Source organism: Providencia sp. (genome assembly GCF_040396775.1).
Lineage (GTDB): Bacteria > Pseudomonadota > Gammaproteobacteria > Enterobacterales > Enterobacteriaceae > Providencia.
The window spans coordinates 54216-75437 of the sequence record NZ_JBEBNT010000019.1 but is presented as its reverse complement, the minus strand read 5'-3'; the positions used below and the strand labels follow the sequence as shown (position 1 = coordinate 75437).

Genomic DNA, 21222 nt, shown 5'->3' with positions numbered 1-21222 from the left:
AATACCTGCCTGTCACGCAGGGGGTCGCGGGTTCGAGTCCCGTCCGTTCCGCCACCTAATTTAGGGGCGTAGTTCAATTGGTAGAGCACCGGTCTCCAAAACCGGGTGTTGGGAGTTCGAGTCTCTCCGCCCCTGCCAGTTACCAATTAAGTAATAATAAAAGAAGTATCTATTGATAACCCGGTTATATTAATCGGGTTTTTCTTTATCTGAATTTCACGAAAATCCTTCCATTATTTATTCTTATTCACCATTCCCCCCTCTTACATACTCCAAATTCACCCCAAAATAGTACTTAACCATTTCATTTATTTGACTTTTTTGCCAAATCATTTCATTGCATTATTATGACATTCCACTCTTGTTTGTTCCTCTTTGGATAAATTTACGCTTATATATTTTTTGCTAAAAGGATTCAGAAAAGGAAATTAAAGTGAGGTGGTGATTTCATTTAATTTGCTTTTATTTTTGAATGAAATAGATTTTAGGCGCTATTTTAAGCACTTTTGAGTTCATTCCAAGCGGGTGAAATATATCCTAGGATGTTTAATATCATTATCACTAAACGGAATGAGAGTGTTTCTCATCCAGTCTAGTTAGCTATATGCAATGGTGCATTTTTTATTGGCGTTTTAATCAATTGATTAATCAGAGCCTGTTGATCATTTTTTTGTAACCATACTGCATATAGTGGCTTACTTATAGGGGATTCTGACAGCATTTTTAGTGCAGGATACTGATGTACCCAGTGCACAGGTAAAAATGCCGCTGAAAGAGATACAGGAAGTAATTGGCGTGTAATATGGGCCGATGTTGTGATCATCACTGGCGTATCATCTTGAGTGAGTGCAGATTCATTTTTGGGATGAAAATCAGCTCCCCATTCAAGTTTTATGTAATTGTAATTTGTCAGAGCAATATTTTTTTGTGAGGCCATAAGTTGAAGTTCGATAGTTCCAATAATCGTACTTTCGAACTCATCCATTTTTGGTGGCTCGGTGGCAATGAGTAAATCTAATTCTCTTGAGTGTAATTGTTTTACGAGTGACTGGCGGGTAGAAATGCGGGCTTCTAATCGTAATTCATCATGCTGAGTATAAAGGTCTTCTATCCAATCAGTGAGGTAACCTTCCCATAGAGAAGCTGTAGCACCGATTGAAAGCTCAGTATGTTGCGATGCATGAGAAATTTCTTTTTTGGCTTGTAGCCAGGTGTTCATTAAAGACTCAGCGTAGGGTACTAATCGTTCACCAGCTGCGGTCAATCGAATATTATTTCTATGACGAGTGAATAAACTGGTACCCAGTTGAGTTTCTAACTGTCGGATACGAAAGCTGACAGCAGATTGCGTTAAGTAGAGTGATTCAGCTGCTCTACCGAAGTGCCTAGTCTTGCTAACCTCTAAAAAAGTTCTCAATAACTCGCTGTCCACATACATCTCCAATTATTTTTGTCGTGATGATTTAAATGTTTTGTTTTACAGATTGCCAATGCTGTCTAATACTCCGCGCCATATAGAGTTTGACTGCAATAAGTTAGGAGTGTGTCAGATGGCAGATAGCTTCATCACGACTAATCGTTTTTTTGATAATAAGCATTACCCACGTGGCTTTTCTCGTCATGGTGATTTCACCATTAAAGAAGCTCAGTTGCTTGAGCGCCTAGGCCAAGCTTTTAATGAGCTTGATACAGGTAAACGAGCTGCACAAACTGACGAGGAAAAACTCTTCGTTGCTGTTTGCCGCGGTGAGCGCGAGCCTGTTACTCCAGAAGAAAAAGTTTGGGTAAAATATTCTAGTCGTATTAATCGTCCAAAACGCTTCCATACGTTATCTGGTGGTAAACCACAGATAGATCCATCGGAAGACTATACTGATACAGATGACTAATATTACCATCGTATAAGATAAGGGACTTCGGTCCCTTTATTTTTACGGTAAGTAACATTTTATTTCTCCTCCGCTCAGCTTACTTGTTTTTGCAAATGAAGCAATAACTTATCCATTGCTCTGTACCCAAGAGCTTCTAATAAATGTCCTCGCTCAATATTTGAGCACTCATTGAGGTCCGCAATAGTTCGAGAAACTTTTAAGATCTTATGCCAAGCTCGGATTGAAAGGCCTAATTTGTTGAGCGCATGTTCTAGAAATAAAGCGTCTTTAGCATTGAGTGAGCAAAACTGTGTAATTTCCCTCGATGTTAGTAAGCTATTGATTTTACCTGCTCGTGTTAACTGTTTATTTCTCGCGTAAATAACACGTTGCTGTACTTGTTCGCTGGTTTCTCCTTGATAGTTTGGGTTACTGAGTGCGCCGATAGGCAATAGGGGAATTTCAATGGAAAGATCAAAGCGGTCTAATAATGGACCAGAAAGGCGGGAAAGGTAACGCAAAATACATATTGGTGAGGAGCGGCTTGTTTCCCCTTGATAGTGCCCTGTAGGACTCGGATTTAATGCGGCGATAAGTTGAAAATTAGCGGGATAGCAGACTTTTGCTTTTGTTCTAGAGATACTAACTTCTCTTGATTCTAGAGGCTCTCTTAAAGAATCTAAGACAGCGCGACTAAATTCAGGTAATTCATCTAAAAATAAAATACCGTGATGTGCGAGAGATATTTCCCCTGGTTTTGGAAGCGAGCCTCCACCAATTAGCGCCGCGACAGATGCGCTATGATGGGGGGCTCTAAACGGCCTCGTTGGCCAATCAACAGTACCGAGAGTCATCTGGCTTAAACTATGTAGTGAAGCGACCTCTAGCGCCTCCTGAGGTGTAAGCGCGGGTAATAATGTAATGAGCCGACTCGCTAACATGGTTTTACCTGTTCCAGGAGGGCCTAAAAGCAGTAAATGGTGCCCCCCCGCAGCGCAAATTTCGAGTGCTCGCTTTCCTTGCTCTTGCCCAATAATATCGTTGATATCATCGTCATTTTTAGCTGATGGATGTGGTTGATTTATCTGGCAGTTAAACTTAAGTTCACTGTTCCCATTAAAATAATGGCAAAGCTCTAATAGAGAGCTTACAAATTGAACGCTATTATCCGGCAATAAATTTAATTGATGCTGGTTTTTAGTCGAAATAATTAATGTTCGTTGTTGTTTTAATGCGGCTTGAGCCGCTGGGATCGCGCTGTTGACGTAACGTATATCACCGGAAAGTGCGAGTTCACCTAAAAATTCATGTTTTTTTAAAGCCTCGTGTGAAATCTGGCCTGATGATGCGAGTACAGCAATTGCAATTGCAAGGTCGTAGCGGCCACTCTCTTTTGGTAAATCAGCGGGTGCTAAATTTATCGTTATTTTTTTTGCTGGGTATTCAAACCCACTATTTAGTAGCGCACTTCTGACTCTATCCCTTGATTCTTTAACCGCGGTTTCGGGTAAACCGACTAATGTTAGTCCTGGAAGTCCATTACTAATATGTGCTTCAACGGTAACAAGTGGTGCCTCCATGCCTATTGAAGCTCTAGTGTAAACAATCGCTAGCGCCATAAAACCTCCGATACAATTAACAGAGTAATATTCTGTTAAAAACTAACCGATTTTTAACGTATAAAAATAATATTTGCGAAGCTGCTCGATAATTTATTTATGTAGTTACCTGACTGTTTCATTTTTTTGGGAAGGGCTTTTATAAGTTGGTATACCTAGGATTGAGGTTATTTGAGATGTGGTGCATTTTAATGAGAACTTGGATAAAGTTAAGAAAAAATGACTAATTGAGTGAAGTGGTATTTAGCCATTTACATTAAAAGGTCATGGAGGATGCAGCTGATTATGCTGTGAAAATCATAGATAATTACTGCCTTACTGTTTGTTTTCTAGTTTATTATTTTGTTTTTAGTTTAACTATTTGATTTTATTAAAGGTAAACATTTTGAAAATAAATAAAATAAATAAAAGTTGTCAAAATGATTTTAAAATGATACCTCTTAATAAGGACAACAAATAAAAGTTAAAAAAGTAAAACTCATGAACGCATTTATCCAAGCAGTTAGCCTAATTATTATTAGCGTGGTGGTGATTATTATCCCACCGTGCGGGGCTGCACTTGGACGACGAAGGCTAAAATAACAGCCAGATCTTACGAGAACCCCGCACCGAAAGGCGCGGGGTTTTTTTTGACATGAATGTTTGTTAACCCAAATATAATAAATAAAACATAATAAATACAAATAGATAAAAACGGACAGCAGGAGAAAAATATGACAGGAGCACAATGGTTAGTCCAAGCGTTACGAACTCGAGGGGTTGATACTGTTTTTGGCTACCCTGGTGGTGCAATTATGCCAGTGTATGACGCATTGTATGATGGCGGTGTGGAACATTTACTGTGTAGGCATGAACAAGGAGCAGTGATTGCAGCAATTGGCTATGCTCGCTCAACAGGTAAAACAGGTGTTTGTATCGCTACATCAGGGCCTGGTGCAACAAACGTTATTACTGGGTTAGCGGACGCATTGTTAGACTCCGTTCCTGTTGTTGCTATCACAGGGCAAGTGGCTTCCGCGTTTATTGGCACAGATGCTTTTCAGGAAATTGATGTTTTAGGGCTATCTCTGGCCTGTACTAAACATAGCTTTTTAGTTGAATCGATAGATGATTTGCCTCGCATTCTTGCTGAAGCTTTCGCAATCGCAAATAGTGGGCGTCCTGGACCTGTACTGATTGATATTCCGAAAGATATTCAGTTGCAACACGCAGAGCTATCTCCTTTTTTAATGCCTGTGGAGCAAGAAATGTCATCTCCAGAGGCTGAGATACAGCAAGCGAGAGCGTTGCTGGAACAATCAGAAAAACCGATGTTGTATATCGGTGGCGGTGTTGGGATGTCTGGTGCCGTTCCTGAATTAAGGGAATTTATCACCTATACAGGATTGCCTTCTGTTTCAACATTAAAAGGCTTAGGTGCCGTCGACCCAAAAGATGGGAATTACCTAGGAATGTTAGGAATGCATGGCACGAAAGCTGCCAACATTTCTGTTCAACGATGTGATTTGCTGATTGCCGTTGGGGCGCGTTTTGATGACCGTGTAACGGGGAAATTAAATACCTTTGCACCGAATGCTAAAGTTATTCATATCGATATTGACCACGTTGAGCTGGATAAATTACGTCAAACCCACGTAGCCTTACACGGTGATGCAAAAGCGTTATTACCAAAATTAATGTTGAAAAAATCAATTGCGCCATGGCAAGCCGAGGTTCAACAGCTGAAAACAGAGTTTGGATGGCGTTATGACCACCCAGGCGAACCTATTTATGCACCGCTCTTATTGAAACAATTGTCCGATAAAATGAAGCCAAACACGGTTGTGACAACGGATGTTGGGCAACACCAAATGTGGTCAGCACAGCATATTACGGTAGATGCCCCTGAAAACTTCTTAACATCAAGTGGGTTAGGCACGATGGGGTTTGGTATTCCTGCCGCGATAGGTGCACAAGTCGCGAGGCCTGAAGACACTGTAGTTTGTGTATCGGGTGATGGCTCATTCATGATGAATGTCCAAGAACTAGGCACCATCAAACGTAAACAGTTACCTGTCAAAATTCTTTTATTGGATAACCAACGTTTAGGTATGGTTCGCCAATGGCAAGAGTTGTTCTTTGAACAACGTTATAGCGAAACGATATTAACGGATAATCCTGACTTTGTTGCTTTAGCCAGTGCGTTTGGCATTAAAGGGCAGCGTATTACAGATAAATCGCAAGTAAATGCAGCATTAGACGAATTATTGAATAGCGAAGGTGCCTACTTATTACAGGTATCAATTAATGAATTAGAAAATGTCTGGCCATTGGTTCCACCAGGGGCGAGTAATGAAAAAATGATGGAGAAACCATTATGATGCAACATCAACTCTCGATATTGGCCCGTTTCCGTCCTGAGGTTTTAGAGCGTATATTAAGGGTCACTCGCCATCGAGGATTTAAGATAAATGCCATGAATATGGGACAGTCACCAGATGGCGATAATGTTAATATTGAATTGACTGTAAGTAGTCAAAGGCCGTTAACCCAGCTTTGTGCTCAGTTAACTAAGCTTTCCGACATTACAGAAGTTGAAGTGCTACAACAAGAATCACGACTATTACGCACACAAAGTGCAATGTAAGGAAGATAAAAATGACTAAGAAAGCTGACTTTATTTGGTTTAACGGTGAAATGACGCCATGGGCTGATGCAAAGGTTCATGTAATGTCTCATGCTCTGCATTATGGTACATCAGTGTTTGAAGGCGTCCGTTGCTACGATTCTCACAAAGGACCTGTGGTTTTCCGCCACCGTGAGCACATGCAACGTTTGCACGATTCTGCAAAAATTTACCGTATGCCTGTCAGCTACAGCGTAGAAGAGTTAATGGAAGCTTGTCGTGCAACTTTACGCAAAAACAACTTAGTCAGCGCATATATTCGCCCACTCGTTTTTATCGGTGATGTTGGCATGGGGGTTAATCCACCAGATGGTTATAACACTGACGTCATTTTAGCCGCTTTCCCTTGGGGCGCTTATTTAGGCGAGGAAGCCTTGGATCAGGGAATTGATGCGATGGTTTCTTCGTGGAACCGTGTCGCACCGAATACCATCCCTACAGGTGCAAAAGCGGGCGGTAACTATTTATCATCTTTATTAGTGGGTAGCGAAGCACGCCGTCATGGTTATCAAGAAGGTATTGCATTAGATGTTCATGGGTATCTTTCAGAAGGCGCAGGGGAAAATATTTTTGAAGTGAAAGATGGCATTTTATACACGCCTCCATTCACGTCATCAGCATTACCCGGTATTACTCGCGATGCGATTTTAACCTTAGCAAAAGATATGGGCATTGAAGTTCGTGAGCAAACACTATCACGTGAGTCCCTATACCTTGCTGATGAAGTCTTTATGACAGGCACCGCAGCAGAAATTACCCCTGTACGCAGCGTTGATGGTATCCAAGTTGGTATTGGTCGTTGTGGCCCAGTCACGAAACAAATTCAACAAGCATTCTTCGGTTTATTTAATGGTACAACGGAAGACAAATGGGGCTGGTTAGATCCAGTAAACCCTTAATAACTAAATTGAAATAGATGTTACAGGCGGACGTTCCCCGCCTGTTTTAAACACGGGAGTTAAAGATATGCCTAAGTACCGTTCAGCAACAACAACTCATGGTCGTAATATGGCGGGTGCGCGCGCATTGTGGCGTGCAACTGGAATGACCGATGCTGATTTTGGAAAACCCATTATTGCAGTTGTTAACTCATTCACTCAGTTTGTACCTGGTCACGTACATTTACGTGACCTTGGTAAACTGGTTGCAGAGCAAATTGAAAACGCAGGCGGCGTAGCGAAAGAGTTTAATACAATTGCGGTTGATGATGGGATTGCAATGGGGCATGGCGGAATGCTGTATTCCTTACCTTCTCGTGAATTAATTGCTGATTCTGTTGAATACATGGTCAATGCACACTGTGCAGACGCTATGGTGTGTATTTCTAACTGCGACAAAATCACTCCAGGTATGTTAATGGCGTCATTACGCCTCAATATCCCTGTTATTTTCGTGTCTGGTGGCCCGATGGAAGCAGGGAAAACCAAGCTTTCAGACCAAATCATTAAGTTGGATTTAGTCGATGCGATGATCCAAGGGGCAAACCCGAATGTGAGTGATGCAGATAGCGAACAAATCGAACGTTCTGCTTGCCCAACCTGTGGTTCATGTTCTGGTATGTTTACCGCAAACTCCATGAACTGTTTAACTGAAGCATTAGGTTTATCTCAGCCAGGTAATGGCTCGTTATTAGCCACTCACGCAGACCGTGAAACCTTATTTATCAACGCAGGTAAACGTATTGTCGAGTTAACGAAACGCTATTATGAAAAAGATGATGAAAGCGCGTTACCTCGCAATATTGCTAATAAAGCGGCGTTTGAAAATGCAATGACCCTTGATATCGCAATGGGTGGCTCGACGAATACTGTTCTGCACTTGCTGGCGGCGGCACAAGAAGCAGATGTTGATTTTACGATGGAAGACATCGACCGCTTATCTCGTAAAGTCCCGCACTTATGTAAAGTGGCACCAAGTACACAGAAATACCATATGGAAGATGTTCACCGTGCGGGTGGGGTAATTGGTATTTTAGGTGAATTGAGCCGTGCAGGTTTATTGCAAGAAAATGTCACCAATATTTTAGGACTGACCTTTCAAGAAACATTGGCGCAATATGACGTCATGTTGACGAAAGACGAAAGTGTTAAGTCCATGTTTTCTGCGGGGCCTGCGGGCATTCGTACTACCAAAGCATTTTCACAAAATTGTCGCTGGCCTTCACTGGATACTGACCGTGAAAATGGCTGTATTCGTAACATTGAGCATGCTTATAGCTTGGATGGTGGTCTGGCTGTACTGTCTGGAAATATTGCGGAAGATGGCTGTATCGTCAAAACAGCTGGCGTAGATGAAGGTAGCCTAACCTTCCGTGGCCCTGCGAAAGTGTTTGAAAGCCAAGATGATGCGGTTGAATCAATCTTAGGTGGCAAAGTTGTTGAAGGTGATGTGGTGGTGATCCGTTACGAAGGGCCAAAAGGTGGACCGGGAATGCAGGAAATGCTGTACCCAACGTCTTACCTGAAATCAATGGGATTAGGTAAAAGCTGCGCACTTATCACGGATGGCCGTTTCTCGGGCGGTAGTTCAGGCCTATCTATTGGTCATATTTCACCAGAAGCAGCCAGTGGAGGCTTATTAGCATTGGTTCAAGATGGCGATACTATTGATATCAATATTCCAAAAAGAACGATGGTACTGGATGTCAGTGAAAGTGAGCTTAACCAACGCCGTGAAGCTGAATTAGCCCGTGGTGATAAAGCCTTTACACCACGTGATCGTCAGCGCGAAGTCTCTTTTGCTCTGCGTGCCTATGCTTCCTTAGCAACCAGTGCAGATAAAGGCGCTGTACGCGATAAGTCGAAATTAGGGGGCTGATGTGGCAGCGGCAAAACCATTACCCGCAGCACCAACAAGTGCTGATTATTTAAAGGCGGCGCTGAGTGCGCCAGTCTATGAGGCGGCTCAAGTTACTCCGCTTCAGCAAATGGACAAAATATCTGCACGTTTAGGCAATACGATTTTGGTTAAACGCGAAGACAGGCAGCCTGTACACAGCTTTAAGCTACGCGGGGCTTACGCGATGATTGCCACGTTGACGGAAGAGCAAAAAGCCAAAGGTGTTGTGACTGCATCGGCAGGAAACCATGCCCAAGGTGTTGCGCTGTCGGCAAGTCGTGTTGGCGTTAAAGCCAAAATTGTTATGCCTGTAGCAACGGCGGATATCAAAGTGGATGCGGTTCGTAGCTTTGGTGGCGAAGCCATTTTACACGGCGCGAATTTTGATGAGGCAAAAGCCAAAGCGATCGCTATGGCGGCAGAAGAGGGGTATACATTTGTCCCACCTTTTGACCACCCATCGGTGATTGCTGGGCAAGCGACGATTGCGTTAGAGTTATTACAACAAGACGTGCATCTAGACCGCATCTTCATCCCAGTTGGCGGTGGCGGCCTAATCGCGGGTGTGGCGGTTATCATCAAGCAATTGATGCCTGAGATTAAAATCATTGGTGTTGAAGCGGAAGATGCGGCGTGTTTGAAAGCGGCGTTAGAAGCGGGGCATCCCGTTGATTTACCGCGTGTTGGCTTATTCGCCGAAGGTGTTGCCGTTAAACGTATCGGTGATGAAACGTTTAGGTTGTGCCAACAGTATGTTGATGATGTTATCACGGTAGATAGTGACTCTATCTGCGCAGCGTTGAAAGATATTTTTGAAGATGTCCGTGCAATAGCCGAGCCTTCAGGCGCTTTAGCACTGGCAGGGCTGAAAAAATATGTCCAACAGCACAACATTAAAGGTGAGCGTTTAGCACATATCCTGTCTGGCGCGAATATGAATTTCCACGGGCTGCGTTATGTCTCTGAGCGCTGTGAGATTGGTGAGCAACGCGAAGCGCTGTTGGCGGTAACGATCCCTGAGCAAAAAGGCAGTTTCTTACGCTTTTGCCAGCTATTAGGGCACCGTGCTATCACGGAGTTTAATTACCGTTATACGGATGCAGACCCTGATCGCGCCTGTATTTTTGTTGGGGTGCGCTTAAGTGGTCGTGATGGTGAGCGTGCAGAAATTATCCAAGAGCTCAGAAGTAACGGCTATGACGTTGATGATTTATCTGATGATGAAATGGCGAAGCTTCATGTGCGTTATATGATTGGCGGCCGTCCATCCAAACCATTAGATGAAAGACTGTATAGTTTTGAGTTCCCAGAGTCTCCAGGAGCGTTGCTGAGATTTTTAGAAACACTCGGAACACACTGGAATATTACGCTTTTTCATTACCGTAGCCATGGCACGGATTATGGGAGAGTGCTGGCGGCGTTTGAACTTGCAGGACCTGAAGTGCGTTTTGATAGGCACCTTGATGCGCTAGGGTATGAGTACCACGATGAGACAGGCAACCCTTCTTTTCGTTTTTTCCTAGCGCCACAAGATAGCCAAAAAACCTTAGATTGAGTTGTCTGGGAGTAATTCCCAAAACGCTTTAATGAGCGGCTCACTTAGGCGTTTGCTGAGTAGGCAAACGCCGAGTTCAAAGGGTTCCACCATCGAAATATTATCGAGTTGTGAAATACGGCTACGAACAGGCTCAGGGCTGTTATCCACCACCACACTTGGGATCAAGGCGATACCACAACCAAGCGCGACCATCGATACAATCGCTTCATGGCCAGATACTGTGGCGTAAATAACAGGGTTATTGATGTGATGGCGGCGAAACCATAGTTCGATGCGTTTTCGTGATGGGCCGTGTTCCGGCAAAATAAACGGCACTGTTGACCAATCAGGTTCAGCTTCCGTTACCATCGACCGTACAGCGCAAGGCAATGATGGGGCAATGAGTACCAATGGAATTTCACCAATTTTGGTGAAACGCACATTATCGGGTAAACGCTCTGGCTTGCCTGCAATACCAAGATCTGCTTCGTGGGCTTCCACTTTTTCCACCGCATCTGCGGCATCTCCGGTGGTGAGCTTTATTTCGACTAACGGGTGTAAAGCACGGAATTTGTCTAAAACTTGTGGTAAATGACTGTATGCGGCAGTGACTGAGCAAAAAAGATGCAACTCACCACTGAGTGATGGGCTTTGTTGATTAAGGGCATGCTGTAGTTGCTGATACTGCAACAAGGTTTGCTGTGCAAATTGTTTTAGGTGCTCACCTGCTTGTGTGAGTTTTACTGAGCGATTATCACGGACAAACAGCGGGTGACCCAGTTGCTCTTCTAAGCGCTGAATTTGCCGAGACAGTGTTGAAGGGCTGACATGCATGGCTTTAGAGGTACGGCCAAAGTGACAGCTCTGTGCTAAATGTAAAAAAAGTTTCAGATCACGAATATCCATTCTGCCCTCTGATAAAGTCATTAACCATGTTGCGAATATTGCAACATTGTATTGTTAATATATCAATTTAAGCAATGCGAAACATCGCATATAGTAAATCCATAAACGCTTAAAAATAAGCGACAGGCAAATTGATTGCCTGACATAACGAACACAACAGAACAATGGAGTATGACAATGGCGAATTATTTTAACACATTGAATTTGCGTGAGCAGTTAGCTCAGTTAGGCAAGTGCCGCTTTATGAAACGTGAAGAATTTGCGGACGAAGCTGGCTACCTGAAAGGGAAAAAAATCGTCATCGTCGGTTGTGGTGCACAAGGTCTGAACCAAGGCCTGAATATGCGTGACTCTGGTTTAGATATCGCTTATGCATTACGTGCAGAAGCGATTAGCGAAAAACGTGCTTCATGGCGTAAAGCAACTGAAAACGGCTTTAAAGTTGGCACCTATGAAGAATTGATCCCAACGGCGGACTTAGTTGTTAACTTAACGCCAGACAAACAACACTCTACCGTTGTTCGTGCTGTTCAGCCTATGATGAAACAAGGCGCAGCACTGGGTTATTCACACGGTTTCAACATTGTTGAAGTGGGTGAAGAAATCCGTAAAGATATTACTGTTGTGATGGTTGCGCCAAAATGCCCAGGTACGGAAGTTCGTGAAGAATACAAACGTGGATTTGGTGTTCCAACTCTGATTGCTGTTCACCCAGAAAATGACCCGAAAGGTGAGGGGATGGCGATTGCTAAAGCATGGGCAGCTGCCACTGGTGGTCATCGTGCAGGTGTTCTGGAATCTTCATTTGTCGCTGAAGTTAAGTCTGACCTGATGGGCGAGCAAACCATTCTGTGTGGTATGTTGCAAGCAGGCGCATTACTGAGCTACGACAAAATGGTTGCGGACGGTGTTGAGCCAGGCTACGCCGGTAAATTGATTCAATTTGGTTGGGAAACTATCACAGAAGCGCTGAAACAAGGTGGTATCACGCTGATGATGGATCGTTTATCTAACCCTGCGAAAGTCCGCGCATATGCGTTGTCTGAGCAACTGAAAACTATCATGGCACCGCTGTTTCAAAAACATATGGATGACATCATTTCAGGTGAGTTCTCATCAACCATGATGGCAGACTGGGCTAATGATGATAAAAACCTGCTGACATGGCGTGAAGAGACAGGCCAATCTGCATTTGAAAATTACCCTGAATATGCAGGAAAAATCGCAGAGCAAGAATATTTCGACCACGGCGTTCTGTTAGTTGCGATGGTTAAAGCGGGTGTTGAATTAGCGTTCGATACTATGTTAGAAGCGGGTATCTTAGAAGAATCAGCATACTACGAGTCTCTGCATGAACTGCCACTGATTGCGAACACCATTGCGCGTAAGCGTTTATATGAAATGAACGTGGTTATTTCAGATACCGCGGAATACGGTAACTACCTGTTCTCATTTGCAGCTGTTCCGATGCTGAAAGACTTCATGACCAAGTTACAAGCAGGTGATTTAGCGAAACCAGTTGCTGATAATGGTACAGATAACGCGCAGCTACGTGATATCAATGAAGCAATCCGTAATCATCCTATCGAGAAAATCGGTAAGACGTTACGTGGTTATATGACGGATATGAAGAAAATTTCAGTTGGAAGTTAATTTTTCGTCACTCTTCGCGTGATAGGCGCGTTGGCTACATGTTGCTACCCAAGTCACATACTAATGTATGCTCCTTGGGATAACCTAATTTTTCATCACTCTTCGCGTGATAGGCGCGTTGGCTACATGTTGCTACCCAAGTCACATACTAATGTATGCTCCTTGGGATAGCACCACTTGCCGCCTTCCTCTAACGCGAATAGTTTAGAAAAATACATTGATGTAGTAAAAGAAAGAACAAAAAAACAAAGCAAGCCATATCGTTCTGATGAATGATGTGGTTTTTTGTTTTGGGCTGTAGATGCGTTGGCTACATGTTGCTACCCAAGTCACATACTAATGTATGCTCATTGGGGTAGCACCACTTGCCGCCTTCCTCTAACGCGAATAGTCTAGAAAAATGCATTGATGTAGTAAAAGAATAAAACCAAACCACATTGTTCCAGCGAATAGTGTGGTTTTTTGTTTTCTATCAATTGGGAGAATTAACGGCTCAAGAGTTGGTTGGGTTTCTGCTACAATCTGTAGCGAGTTCCATTTTGAATAACTAAGTGATGTAGAGAAACCATGCGATTAAACCCAGGCCAGCAACAGGCAGTTGAATTTGTCGATGGCCCTTGCCTTGTATTGGCAGGGGCTGGATCAGGTAAAACCCGTGTTATTACTAACAAAATTGCACACTTGATCCGCCAGTGTGGTTATCAACCACGACAAATTGCCGCTGTTACCTTTACCAACAAAGCTGCACGTGAAATGAAAGAGCGTGTCGCACAAACGTTAGGTAAAAAAGAGGCGCGTGGGCTCATCATTTCAACCTTCCATACATTGGGCTTGGAAATTATTAAGCGTGAATATAAGGCATTGGGCATCAAAGCCAATTTTTCACTGTTTGATGACCAAGACCAAATGGCATTACTCAAAGAGCTAACATTTGATTTACTTGAAGAAGATAAAGACCTGCTACAGCAGTTGATCTCTGCGATCTCAAATTGGAAAAACGATCTTATCTCACCACAGCAAGTTGTCGGGCAGGCACGAACGGAAAAAGAACACCACTTTGCAGAGTGTTACCGCCGTTATGAATTGCATTTAAAGAGCTGCAACGTACTGGATTTTGACGATTTAATCAGCAAGCCAACGCTTTTGTTATATCAAAATGAAGAAGTGCGTGAGCGCTGGCAGCAAAAAATTCGTTATTTGCTGGTGGATGAATACCAAGATACCAATACCAGCCAATATCAACTGGTGAAATTGCTAGTGGGACAACGTGCGCGTTTTACGGTGGTTGGGGACGACGACCAATCGATTTACTCATGGCGTGGTGCAAGGCCGCAAAACTTGGTGCTACTTAGCCAAGATTTTCCTAAATTGAACGTGATTAAGCTTGAGCAAAATTACCGCTCTTCAGGCCGAATATTAAAAACTGCAAATATCTTAATTGCGAACAACCCCCATGTATTTGAAAAGAAATTGTTCTCTGAGCTGGGTTACGGCGTGCCATTAAAAGTTTTAACGGCAAATAATGAAGATCATGAAGCGGAGCGGGTGATTGGCGAACTTATCGCCCATCACTTTATCAACAAAACGGAATACAAAGATTATGCGATTTTATATCGCGGTAATCACCAGTCGCGTATTTTTGAAAAAATGTTGATGCAGAACCGTATTCCATATCGTATCTCTGGCGGTACTTCATTTTTCTCACGCCCTGAAATTAAAGATTTACTGGCTTATTTGCGAGTGCTGACTAACCCTGAAGATGACAGTGCCTTTTTACGCATTGTGAACACACCGCGCCGGGAAATTGGCCCAAAAACTATTCAAAAATTGGGAGAGTGGGCGAATCAACGGGGGAAAAGCTTATATCAAGCCAGTTTTGATTTAGGGCTAGAACAAACCCTAAAAGGCAAAGGATTAGAGGCATTACAACGGTTTACTCAGTGGATGGACAGTATCGTTCGTACATCAGAGCGCGAGCCATTGATTGCAGTACGTGATTTACTGCGTGAAATGGATTACGAAAGTTGGTTGTATGAAACATCAACCAGTACCAAAGCCGCTGAAATGCGCATGAAAAACGTCAACCAATTGTTTACTTGGATGAGTGAGATGGTGGAAGGGGATGAACTTAACGACCCGATGACGCTCAGCCAAGTGGTCACTCGTTTTACATTACGCGATATGATGGAACGAGGGGAAGACGATGAAGAATCTGACCAAGTTCAGCTAATGACTCTGCATGCATCCAAGGGGCTTGAATTTCCTTATGTTTTTCTGGTCGGAATGGAAGAAGGATTGCTTCCGCACCAAAGCAGTATTGACGAAAATAATATCGATGAAGAGCGCCGTTTAGCCTATGTGGGGATCACTCGAGCACAAAGAGAGCTATTTTTCACGCATTGCCGCGAGCGCCGTCAATATGGAGAGTTAATTCGTCCTGAGCTGAGTCGTTTTTTACTTGAGCTACCGCAAGATGACCTTGAGTGGGAACAACAGCGAAAAGTTGTTAGTGCCGAAGAGCGCATGCAAAAGGGGCAATCTGCATTAGCTGATATCAAAGCACGATTAGGACTAAGTAAGAAAAATGATTAATAACAATTAGTTGAAAATCCACACTAGAATAACTCTAGTGTGGAATAGATTATCAATTCGAACTGTTACGTTCTTCCAGCTCTAATACCCAGTTCACATAACCTTGCCATTGAACTTCCTGCTGTAAGTTTTCTGCACGCAGCGGATGCTCAGATAACCAGCGGTATGGGAGCATAATCGTGAGTCTGTCTGAGTTTACATTCAACCTTAAGGCGGGCAAGGTGTCGTCACGTCTACGACTAGCAAAAATAATGGCTAATCGAAGTAAGCGGCACAAAAAGTAGGCTTGCTGCATCGGTAACGCATTTTGTTGGCTGAGTGATGCCAAATCGACAGGGCCTTGCTGATTTCTTAACAATGCCGCCAGTAACCGTTTTTGTGCCGGTGTATAGCCAGGTAAATCCAAATGAGTGATCAAATAACTGGCGTGCTCAGGGCCTCTACGAAAATCAACGCTTAAGCCAATTTCATGCAATGCACTGGCGCTTGATAATAAATCGCGGCAACGAGTATCTAATTGCCAATCTTTCGCAACTTGCAGATAAAAATATTCAGCTAATTGACGAACACGGCCAGCTTGTTCGATGTCTACTTGGAAACGGCGCTGGATATTGCGTACGGTACGAGCACGAATATCTTGCTCAATGGGCAATTCCAACATGCCATAAACCAAGCCTTCTCGCAGAGCACCACCCGCAAGTGTCATGTTATCGATATTTAACGCTTCAAATATGGCAATTAAAATTGATAAGCCGCTAGGGAAAACCAGTGCGCGTTCAAATGTTAAGCCTTCAATTTCAAGCTCTTCTAGCTTTTGGCATTGAATGGCTTTGCGTTTTAGCTGCTGCAATTTAGGCAAGGTGATAAGCTCATCCATGCCTTGTGCAATCATGATTTCTTGGATGGCTTGCACGGTACCCGATGCACCAACACAGATTTTCCAGCCGTGAGTTTTTAAAGCCTCAGCAACAGGTTCGATCACTTTTTTTGCCGCAGCTTGCGCGGCTGAAAAATTGTCTTCTGTTAAGCTTCTATCACTGAAATAGCGCTCGAGCCAAGTCACACAACCCATCTCAAGGCTATAAAGTTGTTGGGCTCTTGCGCCAGTTCCGGTCACCAGTTCGGTACTTCCCCCACCAATATCCACCACCAAGCGTTGGTCGGGGCCGCCTGTTGTGTGTGCAACACCTTGGTAAATTAAACGCGCTTCTTCTTCCCCTTGAATCACTTTAACGGGATTACCTAGGATCTCACTGGCTTTTTCGATGAAAATATCAGCATTTTTTGCTAGACGCAGTGTTGCGGTTGCGACAACACGAATTTGTGTGCTCGGAATATCTTGTAGATGTTCCGAAAAAAGTCGTAAGCATTGCCAGCCTCGTTCCATCGCTTGCTCAGAAAGGAGGTTATTTTTATCTAACCCCGCAGCAAGACGAACTTTTCGCTTAACCCTAGAAATAACCTGTATGCTGCCAGCAGTTTCACGTACTACGAGCATGTGAAAACTGTTTGAGCCTAAATCGATAGCAGCATAAAGAGAAGAAGATTTCAGCATAACGTTTTTACTCAGCCTGGACGTTTATGGTTATTACGCGGACCATTGTGGCGACGCGGTGCATTTGAATTGCGGCGCTGGCCTCCAGGGCGTGGGCGATGACGACGTCTAGGTGCTGGTAAGTCACTCAATAACGCATCACTGTTATATTTACTCACTGGGATCGAATGTTGAATGTACTCTTCGATTGCAGGCAAGTTGAGCGCATATTCTTCACAAGCCAAGCTAATTGAGTTACCACTTTCCCCTGCACGGCCGGTACGACCAATACGGTGAACGTAATCTTCACAATCGTCAGGTAAGTCATAGTTAAAGACGTGTGTCACTGACGGAATGTGTAATCCACGAGCTGCAACATCTGTTGCCACTAAAATATCCAGTTGGCCTTGTGTGAATTGCTCTAAAATACGCAAACGTTTTTTCTGTGCAACATCACCTGTTAATAAGCCAACACGGTGACCATCAGCCGCTAAGTGTGCCCAAACATCCTCACAGCGGTGCTTAGTATTGGCGAAAATGATGCAACGTTCAGGCCACTCTTCTTCAAGTAGGGTCTGGAGTAAACGCATTTTTTCTTCGTTAGAAGGGTAAAATAACTCTTCTTTAATGCGATGGCCGGTTTTTTGTAAAGGCTCAACCTCAACATATTCAGGGCTATTCATTTGCTCAAAGGCGAGTTCTCTTACGCGATAAGACAATGTAGCTGAGAATAATAGGTTTAGTCTGTCCGCAGCCCCTGGCATACGACGGAATAACCAACGGATATCTTTAATAAAACCAAGATCATACATACGGTCAGCTTCATCAAGCACAACGACTTGAATCGCAGCTAAGTCCACATGGCCTTGCTTTGCATAATCAATAAGGCGGCCAGTCGTTCCAATAAGGATATCGACACCATTTTGTAACACTTTTAGCTGCTCGTCGTAGCCATCACCGCCATAAGCGAGGCCCATTTTCAGGCCTGTGTATTCTGCCAGCTCTTTGGCATCAGAGTAAATCTGAACAGCTAATTCACGAGTCGGCGCCATCATGAGTGCACGCGGCTGATTCGCTTTTTTCCCTTCGATAGCAGGGTGGGTTAATAGATAATGAAACGTCGACGTTAGGAATGCTAACGTTTTACCTGTACCTGTTTGCGCTTGTCCCGCAACGTCTTTGCCTTCGACAGTGAAAGGCAATGTTGACGCCTGTATTGGCGTACAATAATTGAAGCCTTTCTTGTTCAGAGCTTCAATGACTTTAGGGTGCAATGCGAAGTCGGAAAACTTCTTTTCTGTCAAGTGTGCTTTACTCATAGTATGTTAGAATATCAGTTAACGGTTGGTTTACGAAAGTGTATCTTTTGAAATAAAGCATACTGCTGCCAATAATGTTACACTAAGTCTGCAAAAAGATGATTCTTTGGAGTACAACATGAGCGACAAAATTATACATATAACTGATGCAAGCTTTGAAACTGCAGTTCTGAAATCAAGTTCACCTGTTCTCGTCGATTTTTGGGCAGCATGGTGTGGTCCTTGTAAAATGATCGCGCCTATCCTTGATGAAGTTGCTGAAGAATATACAGGCAAATTGACCATCGCAAAACTGAATATTGATGATAATCCGGCTACCGCGCCAAAATACGGAATTCGTGGTATCCCGACACTGTTATTATTCAAAAATGGTAGTGTCGCAGCAACAAAAGTTGGCGCATTATCTAAAACGCAACTGAAAGAATTTCTAGACGAAAATCTGTAAGTTACCGTTATATGTGATCTAAAACGTTTAGCGGTGCATCTATTTTATCAAGAGAGCCGCTAGACGTCCTTACTTAACCATGATAAGTTATCACTATTCCTCGTGTAGCACCCGTATGAATTACCCTGTATTCCATTGCTCTTATCTTAATATATCAAGCTAGTTAGTTCAGTATTGTCATGATTTTCAACGATCAAAACTAATGGCGCAATGATTTTAAATATGAAAACTGAAAACATAGACATTGAGTTAAGCACCCGCTAGATTCAGTATTGTTGTTTCACATAAATTTTTCATATACCTTAAAGATAGCGCATATGCAGCAGTAATGACATAAAACGTCTTTAGATCCTCGGATGTAAAAACGTATCGGGAAAAATTAGTGTTCAGTAAAATGTGTTTTTAAATGCGAAACTGAAACTAAACTTGCGATATTGGGATGGATGTTGTCTTAAATGTACAAAAAACTATTGCTAATGTTGAATGTGTTTCTAATAATATGCTGTACATCGTTCAGATGAGTCATGGTCATATGTTAAAACAGACTTAGCAGTGGCTAGCACAAATTTTATGCATTGTTGTTGGCTTTTATTGAGTTGGCTACCAACAGGGCAGTTAAGTTAAACTGCCACTTAATAAAATAAGTTGCCGTCAATTAACGTTCATAGTTCGAGAATTACCCCGAGTTAAAGAACCCACCATTATGAATCTTACCGAATTAAAAAATACGCCAGTATCAGAATTGATTACATTAGGCGAAAACATGGGGCTAGAGAACTTAGCCCGTATGAGAAAGCAGGATATTATTTTCTCCATTTTGAAGCAGCATGCGAAAAGTGGTGAGGATATTTTCGGCGATGGCGTACTGGAAATATTGCAGGATGGATTTGGTTTCCTCCGTTCCGCAGACAGTTCTTACCTCGCAGGTCCTGATGATATCTACGTTTCCCCTAGCCAAATCCGCCGTTTTAACCTGCGTACAGGTGACACCATTTCAGGAAAAATTCGCCCACCTAAAGAAGGTGAACGTTATTTTGCCCTCCTGAAAGTCAACGAAGTCAACTACGACAAACCTGAAAACGCACGTAGCAAAATCCTTTTCGAAAACTTAACCCCATTACATGCAAATAATCGTCTGCGTATGGAACGTGGTAACGGTTCAACAGAAGATTTAACGGCGCGTGTTTTGGACTTAGCTGCACCAATTGGCCGTGGCCAACGTGGTCTGATTGTTGCTCCGCCAAAAGCGGGTAAAACAATGTTACTGCAAAATATTGCCGCTAACATTGCACACAATTATCCAGATTGCGTTCTGATGGTTCTGTTGATTGATGAGCGTCCTGAGGAAGTAACGGAAATGCAGCGCTTAGTTAAAGGTGAAGTTATCGCTTCGACTTTTGATGAGCCAGCTGCGCGTCACGTTCAAGTGGCCGAAATGGTTATCGAAAAAGCGAAACGTCTGGTTGAGCATAAAAAAGACGTCATTATCTTACTCGACTCCATTACGCGTCTTGCTCGTGCGTATAACACCGTAGTTCCTTCATCCGGTAAAGTGTTAACGGGTGGTGTGGATGCAAACGCCTTACATCGTCCAAAACGTTTCTTCGGTGCTGCACGTAATGTTGAAGAAGGTGGAAGTCTGACAATCATTGCAACTGCACTGGTTGATACAGGTTCGAAAATGGATGAAGTGATTTACGAAGAGTTTAAAGGTACAGGTAATATGGAACTGCACCTCTCTCGTAAGATTGCGGAAAAACGCGTCTTCCCTGCGATTGATTACAACCGCTCAGGTACACGTAAAGAAGAATTACTCACATCTCAAGATGAACTGCAAAAAATGTGGATCCTGCGCAAAATTATCCATCCAATGGGTGAGATCGATGCAATGGAGTTCCTCATTAGTAAACTTGCAATGGCAAAAACTAACGAAGAGTTCTTTGACTTTATGAAGAGAGCTTAGTTGTTTGAGTTTTAAGCTTCAACAAAAGGTGCCTAAATGGCACCTTTTTTGTATCTAGGTATCGTATGACAGATTTGAATGAACGCCGACTTAAATATTAGTGTTCTTACAGTTATGTTGATTTTGAAAGCAGGAGGATATTTTATTTCACATTTACTACCCATATGAGTTTGGTAGATTGATTTATTATTTAAGATGTGAGTAATTGATTATTTACGATAAGTATCGTTGGAATAATTTAACTTTATTTATCTGGTTTATGATTTCAATTGAAATTAAT

General features: G+C 43.0%; 16 protein-coding genes and 1 tRNA gene. 12 read left to right on the top strand and 5 right to left on the bottom strand.

The annotated features are described in order from the left end of the window. Positions 1–62 precede the first annotated feature (62 nt). Positions 63–138 (top strand) — tRNA-Trp (locus tag ABWP91_RS16870). A 454-nt stretch (positions 139–592) separates the two neighbouring features. Here the strand turns inward: ABWP91_RS16870 and hdfR are convergent. Continuing rightward, positions 593–1438 carry an HTH-type transcriptional regulator HdfR gene (gene hdfR / locus ABWP91_RS16865; RefSeq protein WP_353244205.1) on the bottom strand — a complete coding sequence of 282 codons (846 nt, stop codon included), beginning with the start codon at positions 1436–1438 and terminating at the stop codon, positions 593–595. A gap of 112 nt (positions 1439–1550) precedes the next feature. Between hdfR and ABWP91_RS16860 the strand changes: the two genes are divergently transcribed. Further along, positions 1551–1889, top strand: a complete 339-nt coding sequence (locus ABWP91_RS16860) for a MaoP family protein (RefSeq protein ID WP_206083048.1) — start codon at positions 1551–1553, stop codon at positions 1887–1889. 74 nt (positions 1890–1963) lie between these two features. Here the strand turns inward: ABWP91_RS16860 and ABWP91_RS16855 are convergent, their stop codons facing one another. Further along, positions 1964–3490, bottom strand: coding sequence for a YifB family Mg chelatase-like AAA ATPase (locus ABWP91_RS16855; RefSeq protein ID WP_353244204.1), 1527 nt, complete (start codon positions 3488–3490; stop codon positions 1964–1966). Positions 3491–3970: 480 nt separating this feature from the next. On the opposite strand from ABWP91_RS16855, the gene ilvL reads away from it, so the two are divergent. The 6 genes from ilvL (at position 3971) to ilvA (ending at position 10548) form a co-directional block, all read left to right on the top strand. Continuing rightward, positions 3971–4072 carry an ilv operon leader peptide gene (gene ilvL / locus ABWP91_RS16850; protein WP_071524553.1) on the top strand — a complete coding sequence of 34 codons (102 nt, stop codon included), beginning with the start codon at positions 3971–3973 and terminating at the stop codon, positions 4070–4072. A 131-nt stretch (positions 4073–4203) separates the two neighbouring features. Next, entirely contained in the window at positions 4204–5850 is a 1647-nt protein-coding gene (gene ilvG / locus ABWP91_RS16845) for an acetolactate synthase 2 catalytic subunit (protein ID WP_353244203.1), read from the top strand. Then, entirely contained in the window at positions 5847–6116 is a 270-nt protein-coding gene (gene ilvM, locus ABWP91_RS16840; protein ID WP_273804707.1) for an acetolactate synthase 2 small subunit, read from the top strand. The genes ilvG and ilvM overlap by 4 nt, the downstream gene beginning before the upstream one ends. 11 nt (positions 6117–6127) lie before the next feature. After that, positions 6128–7054, top strand: a complete 927-nt coding sequence (locus ABWP91_RS16835; protein WP_219244983.1) for a branched-chain amino acid transaminase — start codon at positions 6128–6130, stop codon at positions 7052–7054. 67 nt (positions 7055–7121) lie between these two features. Beyond that, positions 7122–8972 (top strand): dihydroxy-acid dehydratase, encoded by a 1851-nt coding sequence (gene ilvD, locus ABWP91_RS16830; protein WP_353244202.1) that lies wholly within the window; start codon positions 7122–7124, stop codon positions 8970–8972. 1 nt (position 8973) lies between these two features. After that, complete coding sequence (gene ilvA / locus ABWP91_RS16825; RefSeq protein ID WP_353244201.1) at positions 8974–10548, top strand: threonine ammonia-lyase, biosynthetic; 1575 nt, start codon at positions 8974–8976, stop codon at positions 10546–10548. Here ilvA and ilvY read toward each other — a convergent pair. Then, the gene (ilvY, locus tag ABWP91_RS16820; RefSeq protein WP_353244200.1) at positions 10540–11436 is read right to left on the bottom strand and encodes an HTH-type transcriptional activator IlvY; all 897 of its coding nucleotides are present in this window, start codon (positions 11434–11436) and stop codon (positions 10540–10542) included. The two genes, ilvA and ilvY, sit on opposite strands and share 9 nt — an antisense overlap. 177 nt (positions 11437–11613) lie before the next feature. Here ilvY and ilvC point away from each other — a divergent pair, with 177 nt between their 5' ends. Both ilvC and rep read left to right on the top strand, forming a co-directional pair. Then, the gene (ilvC, locus tag ABWP91_RS16815) at positions 11614–13089 is read left to right on the top strand and encodes a ketol-acid reductoisomerase (protein ID WP_353244199.1); all 1476 of its coding nucleotides are present in this window, start codon (positions 11614–11616) and stop codon (positions 13087–13089) included. A 567-nt stretch (positions 13090–13656) separates the two neighbouring features. Next, complete coding sequence (gene rep, locus ABWP91_RS16810) at positions 13657–15681, top strand: DNA helicase Rep (RefSeq protein ID WP_353244198.1); 2025 nt, start codon at positions 13657–13659, stop codon at positions 15679–15681. A gap of 52 nt (positions 15682–15733) precedes the next feature. On the opposite strand, the gene gppA is transcribed toward rep, so the two are convergent. Beyond that, on the bottom strand, positions 15734–17236 hold the full coding sequence (gene gppA, locus ABWP91_RS16805; RefSeq protein WP_353244197.1) for a guanosine-5'-triphosphate,3'-diphosphate diphosphatase: 1503 nt from the start codon (positions 17234–17236) through the stop codon (positions 15734–15736). Between the two features lie 11 nt (positions 17237–17247). Next, positions 17248–18534 (bottom strand): ATP-dependent RNA helicase RhlB, encoded by a 1287-nt coding sequence (gene rhlB, locus ABWP91_RS16800; protein WP_353244196.1) that lies wholly within the window; start codon positions 18532–18534, stop codon positions 17248–17250. Between the two features lie 118 nt (positions 18535–18652). Here rhlB and trxA point away from each other — a divergent pair, with 118 nt between their 5' ends. Both trxA and rho read left to right on the top strand, forming a co-directional pair. Then, positions 18653–18979 carry a thioredoxin TrxA gene (gene trxA / locus ABWP91_RS16795; RefSeq protein WP_353244195.1) on the top strand — a complete coding sequence of 109 codons (327 nt, stop codon included), beginning with the start codon at positions 18653–18655 and terminating at the stop codon, positions 18977–18979. A gap of 703 nt (positions 18980–19682) precedes the next feature. Further along, complete coding sequence (gene rho, locus ABWP91_RS16790; RefSeq protein ID WP_353244194.1) at positions 19683–20942, top strand: transcription termination factor Rho; 1260 nt, start codon at positions 19683–19685, stop codon at positions 20940–20942. Positions 20943–21222 lie beyond the last annotated feature (280 nt).

Excerpts from the sequence above, each read along its gene's own strand:
- ABWP91_RS16860 (WP_206083048.1), top strand. The coding sequence starts at position 1,551 with ATGGCAGATAGCTTCATCACGACTAATCGTTTTTTTGATAATAAGCAT.
- rhlB (WP_353244196.1), bottom strand. The coding sequence starts at position 18,534 with ATGAGTAAAGCACACTTGACAGAAAAGAAGTTTTCCGACTTCGCATTG.
- ilvY (WP_353244200.1), bottom strand. The coding sequence starts at position 11,436 with ATGGATATTCGTGATCTGAAACTTTTTTTACATTTAGCACAGAGCTGT.
- ilvD (WP_353244202.1), top strand. The coding sequence starts at position 7,122 with ATGCCTAAGTACCGTTCAGCAACAACAACTCATGGTCGTAATATGGCG.
- ilvM (WP_273804707.1), top strand. The coding sequence starts at position 5,847 with ATGATGCAACATCAACTCTCGATATTGGCCCGTTTCCGTCCTGAGGTT.
- trxA (WP_353244195.1), top strand. The coding sequence starts at position 18,653 with ATGAGCGACAAAATTATACATATAACTGATGCAAGCTTTGAAACTGCA.
- ilvL (WP_071524553.1), top strand. The coding sequence starts at position 3,971 with ATGAACGCATTTATCCAAGCAGTTAGCCTAATTATTATTAGCGTGGTG.
- ABWP91_RS16835 (WP_219244983.1), top strand. The coding sequence starts at position 6,128 with ATGACTAAGAAAGCTGACTTTATTTGGTTTAACGGTGAAATGACGCCA.
- gppA (WP_353244197.1), bottom strand. The coding sequence starts at position 17,236 with ATGCTGAAATCTTCTTCTCTTTATGCTGCTATCGATTTAGGCTCAAAC.
- rep (WP_353244198.1), top strand. The coding sequence starts at position 13,657 with ATGCGATTAAACCCAGGCCAGCAACAGGCAGTTGAATTTGTCGATGGC.
- hdfR (WP_353244205.1), bottom strand. The coding sequence starts at position 1,438 with ATGTATGTGGACAGCGAGTTATTGAGAACTTTTTTAGAGGTTAGCAAG.
- ilvC (WP_353244199.1), top strand. The coding sequence starts at position 11,614 with ATGGCGAATTATTTTAACACATTGAATTTGCGTGAGCAGTTAGCTCAG.
- rho (WP_353244194.1), top strand. The coding sequence starts at position 19,683 with ATGAATCTTACCGAATTAAAAAATACGCCAGTATCAGAATTGATTACA.
- ilvG (WP_353244203.1), top strand. The coding sequence starts at position 4,204 with ATGACAGGAGCACAATGGTTAGTCCAAGCGTTACGAACTCGAGGGGTT.
- ABWP91_RS16855 (WP_353244204.1), bottom strand. The coding sequence starts at position 3,490 with ATGGCGCTAGCGATTGTTTACACTAGAGCTTCAATAGGCATGGAGGCA.